Origin of the sequence: Pseudomonas sp. BE134 (assembly GCF_031456105.1) — a bacterium.
Lineage (GTDB): Bacteria > Pseudomonadota > Gammaproteobacteria > Pseudomonadales > Pseudomonadaceae > Aquipseudomonas.
Window position 1 is genome coordinate 1 of record NZ_JAVDUA010000054.1, and the last position, 15,734, is coordinate 15,734.

General features: G+C 55.2%; 12 protein-coding genes, 1 tRNA gene and 1 pseudogene. All 14 read left to right on the forward strand.

Going from position 1 to position 15,734, the window contains the following annotated elements; all coding sequences use genetic code 11:
* A pseudogene (locus tag J2Y56_RS27945) lies at positions 1-95 on the forward strand (elongation factor Tu); the annotation flags it as partial.
* Between the two features lie 53 nt (positions 96-148).
* Positions 149-224, forward strand: a tRNA-Trp gene (locus J2Y56_RS27950).
* A gap of 45 nt (positions 225-269) precedes the next feature.
* Positions 270-638, forward strand: a complete 369-nt coding sequence (secE, locus tag J2Y56_RS27955; protein ID WP_007896620.1) for a preprotein translocase subunit SecE — start codon at positions 270-272, stop codon at positions 636-638.
* A 9-nt stretch (positions 639-647) separates the two neighbouring features.
* Positions 648-1,181: a transcription termination/antitermination protein NusG gene (gene nusG / locus J2Y56_RS27960; RefSeq protein WP_007896622.1), complete on the forward strand. Its 534-nt coding sequence runs from the start codon at positions 648-650 to the stop codon at positions 1,179-1,181.
* A 116-nt stretch (positions 1,182-1,297) separates the two neighbouring features.
* Positions 1,298-1,729: a 50S ribosomal protein L11 gene (rplK, locus tag J2Y56_RS27965; RefSeq protein ID WP_003176435.1), complete on the forward strand. Its 432-nt coding sequence runs from the start codon at positions 1,298-1,300 to the stop codon at positions 1,727-1,729.
* Positions 1,729-2,424: a 50S ribosomal protein L1 gene (gene rplA, locus J2Y56_RS27970; RefSeq protein ID WP_003186095.1), complete on the forward strand. Its 696-nt coding sequence runs from the start codon at positions 1,729-1,731 to the stop codon at positions 2,422-2,424. Before rplK ends, rplA begins: the two co-directional genes overlap by 1 nt.
* Positions 2,425-2,622: 198 nt before the next feature.
* The gene (gene rplJ / locus J2Y56_RS27975; RefSeq protein ID WP_007946141.1) at positions 2,623-3,123 is read left to right on the forward strand and encodes a 50S ribosomal protein L10; all 501 of its coding nucleotides are present in this window, start codon (positions 2,623-2,625) and stop codon (positions 3,121-3,123) included.
* A gap of 78 nt (positions 3,124-3,201) precedes the next feature.
* The gene (gene rplL / locus J2Y56_RS27980; RefSeq protein WP_007946140.1) at positions 3,202-3,567 is read left to right on the forward strand and encodes a 50S ribosomal protein L7/L12; all 366 of its coding nucleotides are present in this window, start codon (positions 3,202-3,204) and stop codon (positions 3,565-3,567) included.
* Between the two features lie 220 nt (positions 3,568-3,787).
* Positions 3,788-7,861: a DNA-directed RNA polymerase subunit beta gene (gene rpoB / locus J2Y56_RS27985; RefSeq protein ID WP_007946139.1), complete on the forward strand. Its 4,074-nt coding sequence runs from the start codon at positions 3,788-3,790 to the stop codon at positions 7,859-7,861.
* 64 nt (positions 7,862-7,925) lie between these two features.
* A complete protein-coding gene (gene rpoC / locus J2Y56_RS27990; protein ID WP_007896632.1) occupies positions 7,926-12,125 on the forward strand; it encodes a DNA-directed RNA polymerase subunit beta' in 4,200 nt (1,399 codons plus the stop codon).
* A 216-nt stretch (positions 12,126-12,341) separates the two neighbouring features.
* A complete protein-coding gene (gene rpsL, locus J2Y56_RS27995) occupies positions 12,342-12,713 on the forward strand; it encodes a 30S ribosomal protein S12 (protein WP_002555494.1) in 372 nt (123 codons plus the stop codon).
* Between the two features lie 118 nt (positions 12,714-12,831).
* Positions 12,832-13,302, forward strand: a complete 471-nt coding sequence (gene rpsG / locus J2Y56_RS28000) for a 30S ribosomal protein S7 (RefSeq protein ID WP_002555493.1) — start codon at positions 12,832-12,834, stop codon at positions 13,300-13,302.
* A gap of 30 nt (positions 13,303-13,332) precedes the next feature.
* Positions 13,333-15,438 (forward strand): elongation factor G, encoded by a 2,106-nt coding sequence (fusA, locus tag J2Y56_RS28005; RefSeq protein ID WP_150782520.1) that lies wholly within the window; start codon positions 13,333-13,335, stop codon positions 15,436-15,438.
* Positions 15,439-15,468: 30 nt separating this feature from the next.
* Positions 15,469-15,734 (forward strand): GTP-binding protein (locus J2Y56_RS28010; protein ID WP_256588461.1); only part of this gene is annotated, 266 nt, incomplete at its 3' end.

Sequence of the window (15,734 nt, forward strand, 5' to 3'; positions counted from 1 at the left end):
TCAAAACCATCGCGATGGAAGATGGTCTGCGTTTCGCTATCCGTGAAGGCGGTCGTACCGTCGGCGCTGGCGTCGTAGCCAAAATCATCGAGTAATTTGTTGTAATGTCTTTTTCGGGCCGGCATAATGGTCGGCCTGATTTTGTTTTAGGTCAGTAGCTCAATTGGCAGAGCGACGGTCTCCAAAACCGTAGGTTGGGGGTTCGATTCCCTCCTGACCTGCCAGATTCACTTGGTGTGTCTGGCTTTCTTTTCACAGGATCTTCATAGATGACTCCTAAAGCTGAAGCTCAAGGCTCTCGCTTCGATCTGCTCAAGTGGCTAGTAGTAGTCGCTTTGGTGGTTGTTGGCGTTGTTGGCAATCAGTATTACTCTGCTTCGCCGATCCTGTACCGCGTACTTGCATTGCTCGTCATTGCTGCTGTAGCTGCCTTTGTAGGCCTGCAGACAGTCAAGGGCAAGTCTTTCTTTGTACTGGTTAAGGAAGCTCGCACCGAGATTCGTAAAGTCGTATGGCCAACTCGCCAAGAAACCACGCAGACCACGTTGATTGTTGTGGCTGTTGTTCTGGTTATGGCGTTGCTGTTGTGGGGGCTTGATTCCCTCCTCGGCTGGCTTGTTTCCTTGATTGTCGGCTAAGGGTGTCCCGTGGCTAAGCGTTGGTACGTTGTGCATGCTTACTCCGGTTACGAGAAGCATGTCATGCGCTCGTTGGTAGAGCGCGTAAAGCTGGCTGGCATGGAAGATGGCTTTGGCGAAATTCTGGTTCCCACTGAAGAAGTGGTTGAAATGCGTAATGGCCAGAAGCGCAAAAGCGAACGCAAGTTCTTCCCTGGTTATGTGCTGGTGCAGATGGATATGAACGAGGGTACTTGGCACTTGGTCAAGGATACTCCTCGGGTGATGGGTTTTATCGGCGGTACCGCCGACAAGCCGGCACCAATTACAGACAAAGAGGCAGAAGCAATTCTGCGTCGCGTTGCTGATGGTAGCGACAAGCCGAAGCCGAAGACGTTGTTCGAGCCGGGCGAGTCGGTACGTGTCAACGACGGGCCGTTCGCCGATTTCACTGGCACGGTTGAAGAAGTTAACTACGAAAAGAGCCGGATCCAAGTGGCAGTGCTCATTTTCGGTCGCTCTACCCCGGTAGAGCTAGAGTTCAGCCAGGTCGAAAAAGTCTAGCTGAGCAAGCATCCCAACCCCGCAGCCTAGGCTGTGGGGTTTTGTCGTCACTGGGATAAACGCGCAAGTAACCGGGGAGCCTTTCGAGGCGTTTGAACCCGTAATTGGAGTGCCTCATGGCCAAGAAAATTACCGCTTACATCAAGCTGCAAGTGAAGGCCGCTCAGGCTAACCCAAGCCCACCTGTTGGTCCTGCTCTGGGTCAGCACGGCGTGAACATCATGGAATTCTGCAAGGCTTTCAACGCCCGTACTCAGGGTCTTGAGCCAGGTCTGCCGACTCCAGTGATCATCACTGTCTACAGCGACCGTAGCTTCACTTTTGAAACCAAGTCCACCCCTGCTTCGGTTCTGCTGAAGAAGGCTGCTGGTCTGACTAGCGGTTCCGCTCGTCCGAACACCGTTAAGGTTGGCACCGTGACCCGTGCTCAGCTGGAAGAAATCGCGAAAACCAAAAACGCGGATCTGACTGCAGCTGATATGGATGCAGCCGTGCGTACTATCGCCGGTTCTGCTCGTAGCATGGGCCTTAACGTGGAGGGTGTGTAATGGCTAAGCTGACCAAGCGTCAAAAGGCTATCGCCGGCAAAATCGAGGCAGGCAAGGCCTACAACTTTGTAGATGCTGCTGCTCTGCTGGCTGAGCTGTCGACTGTCAAGTTCAGCGAGTCGTTCGACGTTGCTGTTAACCTGGGTGTTGACCCGCGTAAATCTGACCAGGTTGTTCGTAGCGCTACTGTGCTGCCACACGGCACTGGCAAGACCGTTCGCGTGGCTGTGTTCACCCAAGGCCCAGCTGCTGAGGCCGCTCTGGCTGCCGGCGCTGACCGTGTAGGTATGGACGACCTGGCTGCCGAAATGAAAGGTGGCGACCTGAACTACGACGTAGTTATCGCATCCCCGGATGCAATGCGCGTTGTTGGTCAGTTGGGTCAAATCCTCGGTCCACGCGGCCTGATGCCTAACCCTAAAGTCGGCACCGTAACTCCAGACGTAGCTACCGCGGTTAAAAACGCCAAGGCTGGTCAGGTTCGTTATCGCACCGACAAAAACGGCATCATCCACACCTCCGTTGGCAAGATCGGCTTCGACGCCGTCAAGCTGAAGGAAAACGTTGAAGCCCTGATCGCTGATCTGAAGCGTATCAAGCCAGCTTCCTCGAAAGGCATTTACGTCAAGCGCGTTACCCTGAGCACCACTATGGGCCCAGGTCTGGTCATCGACCAAAGCTCGCTCGACGCGTAAGACACAGGTTGGCGCGAGTGATCGCGCCAATTGAAAGATTGGGGTCCCTGCCTGGCGGGGGCTATCCAAGACCGTAGGCGGCGCAAGTCTTAAACCTCAAGCCTACGCAGATGGTGCTCCCGGTTCCTTACCGAATCAGACACCAAAACGACATCCGGCTTCGGCCAGATGAAACGGTAACAAGCAGGAGTTAAACCCGTGGCAATTAATCTCGAAGACAAGAAGGCCATCGTCGCTGAAGTCAACGAGGCTGCCAAAGTCGCTCTGTCCGCTGTCGTGGCTGATGCCCGTGGCGTAACAGTAGGCGCGATGACCGGACTCCGTAAAGAGGCTCGTGAAGCTGGCGTTTACGTACGTGTTGTACGTAACACCCTGCTCAAGCGCGCAGTTGCTGACACTGAATACAGTGTCCTCAACGACGTGTTCACCGGCCCGACTCTGATCGCGTTCTCCAAGGATCATCCAGGCGCTGCTGCCCGTTTGTTCAAGGAATTCGCCAAGAGTCAGGATAAGTTCGAGATCAAGGCAGCTGCGTTCGAGGGCAAGTTCCTCGCAGCTAACCAAATCGACGTACTGGCAACACTGCCGACCCGTGACGAAGCTATTTCGCAGCTGATGAGCGTGATTCAAGGCGCTACCAGCAAGCTGGCTCGTATTCTGGCTGCAGTTCGCGAGCAAAAAGAAGCTGCCGCAGCCTAAGGCTGAGCACCTCCTCTCGCGTATTTTTGTTTATTTCGATGGCCGCGTAGGCCGTCCCCCAATTCAGGAAATACAGTAATGTCTATCTCCCAAGAAGATATCCTCAACGCCGTAGCTGAAATGTCGGTTCTGCAGGTTGTTGAGCTGATCAAAGCTTTCGAAGAAAAATTCGGCGTTTCCGCTGCTGCTGCATCGGCTGGTCCAGCTGCTGCTGCTGCCGTTGTTGAAGAGCAAACCGAATTCAACGTCATGCTGCTGGAAGCTGGCGAGAAGAAAGTTAACGTGATCAAGGCAGTACGTGAACTGACCGGTCTGGGCCTGAAAGAAGCCAAGGCTGTAGTTGACGGCGCTCCTGCCATGGTTCTGGAAGCTGTGTCGAAAGACGCAGGCGACAAAGCCAAAGCTACTCTGGAAGAAGCAGGCGCTAAAGTCGAGCTGAAGTAAGCATCGACTTTGCTCCTCCAGCCCGAGCGTAAAGCGAAAGGCTGATGGCTGGTGGCTCTTGCCACCGGCCTTTTTCCGTTATTGGCAGCCGACTGGGTCGGTGCTGATAACGAGCTGTAACCACCCGATGTGGTGGCGCAAACCATGGGGTTTGCACGATTTTCTGGCTGCTCCCGTCGGGAGGGGCCAAACAAGCAGGTGACCAAGCTGGGGAACGCTGATGGCTTACTCATATACTGAGAAAAAACGTATCCGCAAGGACTTTAGCAAGTTGCCGGACGTCATGGATGTGCCGTACCTCCTGGCCATCCAGCTGGATTCGTATCGTGAATTCTTGCAAGCGGGAGCGACTAAAGATCAGTTCCGCGACGTGGGCCTGCATGCGGCCTTCAAATCCGTTTTCCCGATCATCAGCTACTCCGGCAATGCTGCGCTGGAGTACGTCGGTTATCGCCTGGGCGAACCGGCATTTGATGTCAAAGAATGCGTATTGCGCGGTGTAACTTACGCCGTACCTTTGCGGGTAAAAGTGCGCCTGATCATTTTCGACAAAGAATCGTCGAACAAAGCGATCAAGGACATTAAAGAGCAAGAAGTCTACATGGGTGAAATCCCCCTGATGACTGAGAACGGTACCTTCGTAATCAACGGTACCGAGCGTGTAATCGTTTCCCAGCTGCACCGTTCCCCGGGCGTGTTCTTCGACCACGACCGTGGCAAGACGCACAGCTCCGGCAAACTGCTGTACTCCGCGCGCATCATTCCTTACCGCGGTTCGTGGTTGGACTTCGAGTTCGATCCGAAAGACTGCGTGTTCGTGCGTATCGACCGTCGTCGCAAGCTGCCTGCATCGGTATTGCTGCGCGCGCTCGGCTATACCACTGAAGAAGTGCTCGACGCGTTCTACACCACCAACGTTTTTCACCTGAGCGGCGAAACCCTCAGTCTGGAACTGATTGCTTCGCGTCTGCGTGGTGAAATCGCTGTTCTTGATATTCAGGACGAGAAGGGCAAGGTCATTGTTGAGGCTGGTCGCCGTATTACTGCGCGCCACATCAACCAGATCGAAAAAGCCGGTCTCAAGACTCTGGAAGTGCCTCTGGACTACGTCCTGGGTCGCACTACCGCCAAGGCCATCGTGCATCCGGCAACCGGCGAAATCCTGGCAGAGTGCAACACCGAGCTGAACACCGAGATCCTGGCCAAAATTGCCAAGGCCCAGGTTGTTCGCATCGAAACTCTGTACACCAACGATATCGACTGCGGTCCGTTCGTCTCCGACACACTGAAGATCGACTCCACCAGCAACCAATTGGAAGCGCTGGTCGAGATCTATCGCATGATGCGTCCAGGCGAGCCGCCAACCAAGGACGCTGCCGAGACCCTGTTCAACAACCTGTTCTTCAGCCCTGAGCGCTATGACCTGTCTGCGGTCGGCCGGATGAAGTTCAACCGTCGTATCGGTCGCACCGAGATCGAAGGTTCGGGCGTGTTGTGCAAAGAAGACATCGTCGCGGTACTGAAGACTCTGGTCGACATCCGTAACGGTAAAGGCATCGTCGATGACATCGACCACCTGGGTAACCGTCGTGTTCGCTGCGTAGGCGAAATGGCCGAGAACCAGTTCCGCGTTGGCCTGGTACGTGTTGAGCGTGCGGTCAAAGAGCGTCTGTCGATGGCTGAAAGCGAAGGCCTGATGCCGCAAGACCTGATCAACGCCAAGCCAGTGGCTGCGGCGGTGAAAGAGTTCTTCGGTTCCAGCCAGCTGTCCCAGTTCATGGACCAGAACAACCCGCTGTCCGAGATCACCCACAAGCGTCGTGTTTCTGCACTCGGCCCTGGCGGTTTGACTCGTGAACGTGCTGGCTTTGAAGTTCGTGACGTACACCCGACTCACTATGGTCGTGTATGCCCGATTGAAACGCCGGAAGGTCCGAACATCGGTCTGATCAACTCCCTGGCTGCTTATGCGCGCACCAACCAGTACGGCTTCCTCGAAAGCCCGTACCGTGTGGTGAAAGACGCTCTGGTCACCGACGAGATCGTGTTCCTGTCCGCCATCGAAGAAGCTGATCACGTGATCGCTCAGGCTTCGGCCACGATGAACGACAAGAAAGTCCTGATCGACGAGCTGGTAGCTGTTCGTCACTTGAACGAGTTCACCGTCAAGGCGCCGGAAGACGTCACCTTGATGGACGTATCGCCGAAGCAGGTAGTTTCGGTTGCTGCGTCGCTGATCCCGTTCCTCGAGCACGACGACGCCAACCGTGCGTTGATGGGTTCGAACATGCAGCGTCAAGCCGTGCCAACCCTGCGCGCTGACAAGCCGCTGGTCGGTACCGGCATGGAGCGTAACGTAGCTCGTGACTCCGGCGTTTGCGTCGTGGCTCGTCGTGGTGGCGTTATCGATTCCGTCGACGCCAGCCGTATTGTGGTTCGTGTTGCTGATGACGAAGTTGAAACCGGCGAAGCTGGTGTCGACATCTACAACCTGACCAAGTACACCCGCTCCAACCAGAACACCTGCATCAACCAGCGTCCGCTGGTGCGTAAAGGTGATCGGGTTCAGCGCAGCGACATCATGGCTGACGGTCCGTCCACCGACATGGGTGAACTGGCGCTGGGTCAGAACATGCGCATCGCGTTCATGGCATGGAACGGCTTCAACTTCGAAGACTCCATCTGCCTGTCCGAGCGTGTGGTTCAGGAAGATCGCTTCACCACGATACACATTCAGGAACTGACCTGTGTGGCACGTGACACCAAGCTTGGGCCAGAGGAAATCACTGCAGACATCCCGAACGTGGGTGAAGCTGCACTGAACAAGCTGGACGAAGCCGGTATCGTTTACGTAGGTGCTGAAGTTGGCGCAGGCGACATTCTGGTCGGTAAGGTCACTCCGAAAGGCGAGACCCAACTGACTCCGGAAGAGAAGCTATTGCGTGCGATCTTCGGTGAAAAAGCCAGCGACGTTAAAGACACCTCCCTGCGCGTGCCTACCGGCACCAAGGGTACCGTCATCGACGTACAGGTCTTCACCCGTGACGGCGTTGAGCGTGATGCTCGTGCGCTGTCGATCGAGAAGACTCAACTCGACGAGATCCGTAAGGATCTGAACGAAGAGTTCCGTATCGTTGAAGGCGCAACTTTCGAACGTCTGCGTTCCGCTCTGGTCGGCCACAAAGCCGAAGGCGGCGCCGGTCTGAAGAAAGGTCAGGACATCACCGACGAAGTTCTCGACGGTCTTGAGCATGGTCAGTGGTTCAAACTGCGCATGGCTGAAGATGCTCTGAACGAGCAGCTCGAGAAGGCTCAGGCCTACATCGTTGATCGTCGCCGTCTGCTGGACGACAAGTTCGAAGACAAGAAGCGCAAACTGCAGCAGGGCGATGACCTGGCTCCAGGCGTGCTGAAAATCGTCAAGGTTTACCTGGCAATCCGTCGCCGCATCCAGCCGGGCGACAAGATGGCCGGTCGTCACGGTAACAAGGGTGTGGTCTCCGTGATCATGCCGGTTGAAGACATGCCGCACGATGCCAATGGCACCCCGGTCGATGTGGTCCTCAACCCGTTGGGCGTACCTTCGCGTATGAACGTTGGTCAGATCCTTGAAACCCACCTGGGCCTCGCGGCCAAAGGTCTGGGCGAGAAGATCAACCGGATGATCGAAGAACAGCGCAAAGTTGCTGAGCTTCGTACTTTCCTGGACGAGATCTACAACCAGATCGGCGGTCGTAACGAAGATCTGGATAGCTTCTCCGACCAGGAAATTCTGGATCTGGCGAAAAACCTGCGTGGCGGCGTTCCAATGGCCACTCCAGTGTTCGACGGCGCCAAGGAAAGCGAAATCAAGGCCATGCTGAAACTGGCAGACCTGCCAGAAAGCGGCCAGATGCAGCTGACCGACGGCCGTACCGGCAACAAGTTCGAGCGCCCGGTTACCGTTGGCTACATGTACATGCTGAAGCTGAACCACTTGGTAGACGACAAGATGCACGCTCGTTCTACCGGTTCGTACAGCCTGGTTACCCAGCAGCCGCTGGGTGGTAAGGCACAGTTCGGTGGTCAGCGTTTCGGGGAGATGGAGGTCTGGGCACTGGAAGCATACGGTGCCGCTTACACTCTGCAAGAAATGCTCACAGTGAAGTCGGACGATGTGAACGGCCGTACCAAGATGTACAAAAACATCGTGGATGGCGATCACCGTATGGAGCCGGGCATGCCCGAGTCCTTCAACGTGTTGATCAAGGAAATTCGTTCCCTCGGCATCGATATCGATCTGGAAACCGAATAACACGTGACGCGAATCGAGAGCGGGGCAGGATTGCCCGCTCTCTGCTCCGCCAGGAGGAAAGGCCTTGAAAGACCTACTGAATTTGCTGAAAAACCAGGGTCAAGTCGAAGAGTTCGACGCCATCCGTATTGGATTGGCATCGCCTGAGATGATCCGTTCGTGGTCGTTCGGTGAAGTTAAAAAGCCGGAAACCATCAACTACCGTACGTTCAAACCTGAACGTGATGGCCTGTTCTGCGCCAAGATCTTTGGCCCGGTAAAGGATTACGAGTGCCTGTGCGGTAAGTACAAGCGCTTGAAGCATCGTGGTGTGATCTGCGAGAAGTGCGGCGTTGAAGTCGCGCTGGCTAAAGTTCGTCGTGAGCGCATGGCGCACATCGAACTGGCCTCGCCAGTTGCCCACATCTGGTTCCTGAAATCGCTGCCGTCGCGTATCGGCTTGCTGATGGATATGACCCTGCGTGATATCGAACGCGTTCTCTACTTCGAGAGCTATGTCGTTATCGACCCAGGCATGACCACCCTTGAAAAAGGTCAGCTGCTCAATGACGAGCAGTACTTCGAAGCGCTGGAAGAGTTCGGCGACGATTTCGATGCCCGCATGGGTGCCGAAGCTGTTCGTGAACTGCTGCACGCTATCGACCTGGAACACGAGATTGGCCGTCTGCGTGAAGAAATTCCGCAAACCAACTCCGAAACCAAAATCAAGAAGCTGTCCAAGCGTCTGAAGTTGATGGAAGCCTTCCAGGGTTCCGGGAACCTTCCAGAATGGATGGTGCTGACCGTTCTGCCGGTTCTGCCGCCAGATCTGCGTCCACTGGTCCCGTTGGATGGTGGTCGTTTCGCGACTTCCGACCTCAACGATCTGTATCGTCGAGTGATCAACCGTAACAACCGCTTGAAGCGCCTGCTCGATCTGTCCGCTCCGGACATCATCGTGCGCAACGAAAAGCGTATGTTGCAGGAAGCCGTCGACGCACTGCTCGACAACGGTCGTCGTGGCCGCGCTATCACAGGTTCCAACAAGCGTCCTCTGAAATCCCTGGCTGACATGATCAAGGGTAAGCAAGGGCGTTTCCGTCAGAACTTGCTCGGTAAGCGTGTTGACTACTCTGGTCGTTCGGTAATTACCGTAGGCCCGACCCTGCGTCTGCACCAGTGCGGTCTGCCGAAGAAAATGGCTCTCGAGCTGTTCAAACCGTTCATTTTCGGCAAGCTGGAAATGCGTGGTCTTGCGACCACCATCAAAGCTGCCAAGAAGATGGTCGAGCGCGAGCTGCCGGAAGTTTGGGACGTTCTCGCTGAAGTCATCCGCGAACACCCGGTTCTCCTCAACCGTGCACCGACCCTTCACCGTCTGGGTATCCAGGCGTTTGAACCGGTACTGATCGAAGGTAAGGCTATCCAGCTGCACCCTCTGGTCTGTGCTGCGTACAACGCCGACTTCGACGGCGACCAAATGGCCGTGCACGTACCGCTGACACTGGAAGCCCAGTTGGAAGCGCGTGCGTTGATGATGTCGACCAACAACATTCTGTCGCCAGCTAACGGTGAGCCAATCATCGTTCCTTCGCAGGACGTTGTATTGGGCCTGTACTACATGACTCGTGAAGCGATCAACGCCAAGGGCGAAGGTCGTGTGTTCGCGGATCTGCAAGAAGTTGACCGTGTGTTCCGTGCCGGCGAAGCCGCACTGCACGCTAAAGTCAAAGTGCGGATCAACGAAACCGTTAACGATCGTGATGGTGGCAGTGTCAAGAACACCCGTATCGTCGACACTACTGTCGGCCGTGCACTGTTGTTTCAGGTTGTTCCACCTGGCCTGTCGTACGACGTCGTCAACCAGCCGATGAAGAAAAAGGCGATCTCCAAGCTGATCAACCAGTGCTACCGCGTGGTTGGTTTGAAAGAGACCGTGATCTTCGCTGACCAGTTGATGTACACCGGTTTTGCCTATTCGACCATTTCCGGCGTTTCCATCGGCGTTAACGACTTCGTTATCCCGGATGAAAAAGCCCGCATCATCGGTGCTGCTACCGACGAAGTGAAAGAAATCGAAAGTCAGTACGCCTCCGGCCTGGTAACCCAGGGCGAGAAGTACAACAAAGTGATCGACCTTTGGTCCAAGGCGAACGACGAAGTTTCCAAGGCGATGATGGCCAACCTCTCGAAAGAGAAAGTCATCGACCGTCATGGCGTCGAAGTCGACCAAGAGTCTTTCAACTCGATGTACATGATGGCTGACTCGGGCGCACGGGGTTCTGCTGCGCAGATCCGTCAGCTCGCCGGTATGCGTGGTCTGATGGCCAAGCCGGACGGTTCCATCATCGAAACGCCGATTACTGCGAACTTCCGTGAAGGTTTGAGCGTACTTCAGTACTTCATCTCGACTCACGGTGCTCGTAAAGGTTTGGCGGATACCGCGTTGAAAACTGCGAACTCCGGTTACCTGACTCGTCGTCTGGTAGACGTGGCGCAGGATCTGGTAGTAACCGAGATCGATTGCGGCACCGAACATGGCCTGGTAATGACTCCGCACATTGAAGGCGGTGACGTTGTTGAGCCGTTGGGTGAGCGCGTATTGGGTCGTGTTATTGCCCGTGACGTGTTCAAGCCAGGTACTGAAGAAATCATCGTTCCTGCCGGTACGCTGGTAGACGAGAAGTGGGTCGAGTTCATCGAGCTGAACAGCATCGACGAAGTGATCGTGCGTTCGCCGATCAGCTGCGAAACCCGCTACGGCATTTGCGCCAAGTGCTACGGCCGTGACTTGGCTCGTGGTCACCAGGTGAACATCGGTGAAGCGGTCGGCGTTATCGCTGCCCAGTCCATCGGTGAGCCGGGTACCCAGCTGACCATGCGTACGTTCCACATCGGTGGTGCGGCAAGCCGGACCTCCGCAGCTGACAGCGTTCAGGTGAAGAATGGCGGTACCGTCCGTCTGCATAACCTGAAGCACGTTGAGCGAGTGGATGGTTGCCTGGTTGCTGTGTCCCGTTCCGGTGAGCTGGCGATTGCTGATGACTTCGGTCGTGAGCGCGAGCGTTACAAGCTGCCGTACGGTGCTGTGATTTCGGTTAAAGAAGGTGACAAGGTCGACGCTGGCGCAATCGTGGCCAAGTGGGATCCGCACACTCACCCAATCGTTACCGAAATGAAAGGTACCGTGACCTACGTGGGCATGGAAGAAGGCATCACGATCAAGCGTCAGACTGACGAATTGACCGGTATGACCAACATTGAAGTACTCGACGCCAAAGACCGTCCAGCTGCCGGTAAAGATATCCGTCCTGCTGTGAAGATGGTTGATGACAACGGTAAGGATCTCTTGCTGCCGGGTACCGACGTAATTGCTCAGTACTTCCTGCCTGCTAACGCCTTGGTCGGTGTAGCGGACGGTGCGAAAATCGCGATCGGTGATGTTATCGCTCGTATTCCGCAAGAGACTTCGAAGACCCGTGACATCACCGGTGGTCTGCCGCGTGTTGCCGACTTGTTCGAAGCCCGTCGTCCGAAAGAAGCCTCGATTCTGGCTGAAGTCAGCGGCACCATCGCGTTCGGTAAAGAGACCAAAGGCAAGCGCCGTCTGGTCATTACCCCGAACGACGGTAGCGATCCGTACGAAGAGCTGATTCCGAAGTGGCGTCACCTGAACGTCTTCGAAGGCGAACAGGTAAACCGCGGCGAAGTTATCTCCGACGGCCCGAGTGATCCACACGACATCCTGCGCCTGCTGGGTGTGAGTGCGCTGGCCAAGTACATCGTGAACGAGATCCAGGACGTTTACCGTCTGCAAGGCGTGAAGATCAACGACAAGCACATCGAGACCATCCTGCGTCAGATGCTGCGTAAAGTTGAAATCGCTGAATCCGGCGATTCCAGTTTCATCAAGGGCGACCAGATGGAATTGACTCACGTTCTGGTAGAGAACGAGCGTCTGGCTGGCGACGAGAAATTCGTTTCCAAGTTCACTCGCGTGCTGCTGGGTATCACCAAGGCGTCGTTGTCCACCGAATCGTTCATCTCGGCGGCTTCCTTCCAGGAAACCACTCGTGTACTGACCGAAGCGGCGGTAACCGGCAAGCGCGATTACCTGCGCGGCCTGAAAGAAAACGTGGTCGTGGGTCGTCTGATCCCGGCTGGTACCGGTCTGGCTTATCACAGCGAGCGTAAGCGTCGCCGTGATGCTGACAAACCGTTGCGCGTAAGCGCCAGTGAAGTGGAAGCTGCACTGACCGAAGCGCTGAACTCTAGCGGTAACTGAGTTCTGCGATAAATGAGCGTAGGGCCCTGACCGCTCCGTTCATCGAATCAAGACAATTTGTCGAGGTTGGATGGGGGGAGAGGTCGGGGCCTTGCCTTGACTGGGGGCAAGATCCTCTTTAGACTCTTGTACCCCTAAATTTGGCGGGAATTCGTTCCTGCCATTTTGCTTTTCTTGCAAGACAATAGCGTCGCAAGACAACAGTGGAGCTAGTAGATGGCAACTATCAACCAGCTGGTACGTCAGCCGCGTAAGCGTATCGTCGAGAAATCCGACGTGCCTGCGCTGCAGAACTGCCCGCAACGTCGTGGCGTATGCACCCGTGTGTATACCACCACGCCGAAAAAACCTAACTCGGCACTGCGTAAAGTATGCCGTGTGCGTCTGACCAACGGTTTCGAGGTTTCCTCGTACATCGGCGGTGAAGGCCACAACCTGCAAGAGCACAGCGTGGTACTGATCCGCGGCGGTCGTGTAAAAGACTTGCCAGGTGTTCGTTACCACACCGTACGCGGTTCTTTGGATACTTCCGGCGTTAAAGGTCGTAACCAGGGTCGTTCGAAGTACGGTACCAAGAAGCCTAAGTAGTAGCGGCTTTTTGTAAAAACTGATTTTCTATTTTTCTGAGTCGATAAGAGTAAGGTCGGAGGCGTCCCGCAAGGGCACCGATTCCGAGCGAACCTGAAGACCGTTTGAGGGCTTATCCATGCCAAGAAGACGCGTAGCAGCCAAGCGAGAAGTGCTTGACGATCCAAAGTACGGCAGCCAGATCCTGGCCAAGTTCATGAACCACGTAATGGAAAGCGGCAAGAAAGCCGTTGCCGAGCGTATCGTTTATGGCGCGCTGGAAAAAGTTAAAGAACGCAAGAACAGCGATCCCCTGGAAATCTTCGAGAAAGCTCTCGACGCCATCGCTCCGCTGGTCGAAGTAAAGTCGCGCCGTGTAGGCGGTGCTACTTACCAGGTTCCGGTCGAAGTTCGTCCGTCCCGTCGTAACGCTCTGGCAATGCGCTGGTTGGTAGACTTCGCCCGCAAGCGCGGCGAGAAGTCTATGGCTCTGCGTTTGGCTGGCGAACTGTTGGACGCCGCCGAAGGTAAAGGTGCTGCAGTTAAGAAGCGTGAAGACGTGCACCGTATGGCTGAAGCCAACAAGGCTTTCTCGCACTACCGCTTCTAATTTTAGCGTCACTAATTTTGCGAGGGCTTTATGGCTCGTACTACACCGATTAATCGCTACCGTAACATTGGTATCGTTGCTCACGTGGATGCTGGTAAAACCACCACCACCGAGCGCGTCCTTTTTTACACTGGCAAAAGCCACAAGATGGGCGAGGTGCATGACGGCGCCGCGACCACCGACTGGATGGTTCAGGAGCAGGAGCGTGGTATTACCATTACTTCTGCTGCTATTACTGCCTTCTGGCAGGGTTCCGAGAAGCAGCACAAAGATCAATACCGCTTCAACGTCATCGACACCCCGGGCCACGTTGACTTCACTATTGAAGTTGAGCGTTCCCTGCGTGTTCTCGACGGCGCGGTAGTTGTGTTCTGCGGCACCTCGGGTGTTGAGCCTCAGTCGGAAACCGTATGGCGTCAAGCCAACAAGTACGGCGTTCCACGTCTTGTTTACGTAAACAAGATGGACCGTGCTGGTGCGAACTTCCTGCGCGTGATCGGTCAGATCAAGCAGCGTCTGGGTCACACTCCGGTACCAATCCAGTTGGCTATCGGTTCCGAAGACAACTTCCAGGGTCAGATCGATCTGATGTCCATGGAAGCTGTTTACTGGAATGATGCTGACAAAGGCATGACTCCACGTCGCGAGCCTATCCCTGCTGAACTGCAGGAGTTGGCTAACGAGTGGCGCGGTAACATGGTTGAGGCTGCGGCTGAAGCCAGCGAAGAGCTGATGAACAAGTACCTCGAAGGTGAAGAACTCACCAACGCGGAAATCAAGGCCGCTCTGCGTCAGCGTACAATCGCTGGTGAGATCGTTCTGGCTGTTTGCGGTTCTTCCTTCAAGAACAAGGGTGTTCCCTTGGTTCTCGACGCCGTTATCGACTACCTGCCTGCTCCAACCGACATTCCTGCCATCAAGGGTACTGACCCGGATGACGAGACTCGGGAAATGGAGCGTCACGCAGACGACAGCGAGCCGTTCTCGGCTCTGGCGTTCAAGATCGCTACCGACCCATTCGTGGGTACCTTGACCTTTGTTCGAGTTTACTCGGGCGTGTTGGCCTCCGGCGACGGCGTGATCAACTCGGTTAAAGGCAAGAAAGAGCGTGTGGGTCGTATGGTGCAAATGCACGCAAACGCCCGTGAAGAAATCAAGGAAGTACGCGCTGGTGACATCGCGGCCTTGATCGGCATGAAGGACGTCACCACTGGTGAGACTTTGTGCAACGCTGACAAGCCAATCATCCTGGTTCGTATGGACTTCCCGGAGCCGGTTATTTCGGTTGCCGTAGAGCCTAAGACCAAGGATGACCAGGAAAAAATGGGTATCGCACTGGGCAAGCTTGCTCAGGAAGATCCATCTTTCCGCGTCAAAACCGATGAAGAGACTGGTCAAACGATCATCTCCGGCATGGGCGAGCTGCACCTGGACATCCTGGTTGACCGGATGCGCCGTGAGTTCAACGTCGAAGCCAACATTGGTAAGCCTCAGGTTTCCTATCGTGAGCGCATCACGAAGAACTGTGAAATCGAAGGCAAGTTCGTTCGTCAATCCGGCGGTCGTGGCCAGTTCGGCCATTGCTGGATTCGTTTTGCTCCTGCTGACGAAGGTCAGGAAGGTCTGCAATTCGTGAACGAAGTCGTGGGTGGTGTGGTTCCTAAGGAATACATCCCGGCGATCCAGAAGGGTATCGAAGAGCAGATGAAGAACGGCGTTGTTGCCGGCTATCCGCTGATCGGCCTGAAGGCTACCGTGTTCGATGGTTCTTACCACGACGTCGACTCCAACGAGATGGCGTTTAAGGTGGCTGCTTCCATGGCGACCAAGCAACTGGCCCAGAAGGGCGGTGGTGAGTTGCTTGAGCCGATCATGGCGGTAGAGGTTGTTACGCCTGAAGACTATATGGGTGACGTGATGGGCGACCTTAACCGTCGTCGCGGCATGATTTTGGGTATGGAAGACACGGTCTCCGGCAAGGTAATTCGCGCCGAAGTTCCGTTGGGCGAGATGTTCGGTTATGCGACCGACGTTCGTTCCATGTCCCAGGGTCGCGCAAGCTACTCTATGGAATTCAAAAAATACAATACAGCTCCGTCGCACATCGTCGAAACTGTTACCAAAAAACAAGGCTGATTCAGCCCTTTAGGCAAGGAGTTAATTGTCGTGGCTAAAGAAAAATTTGATCGTTCCCTACCGCACGTCAACGTTGGCACCATCGGTCACGTTGACCACGGTAAAACCACTCTGACTGCAGCTCTGACTCGTGTTTGCTCCGAGGTTTTCGGTTCGGCTATCGTTGATTTCGATAAAATCGACAGCGCGCCAGAAGAAAAAGCTCGTGGTATCACCATCAACACCGCACACGTCGAGTACAACTCGAAGATTCGTCACTACGCTCACGTTGACTGCCCAGGTCACGCTGACTATGT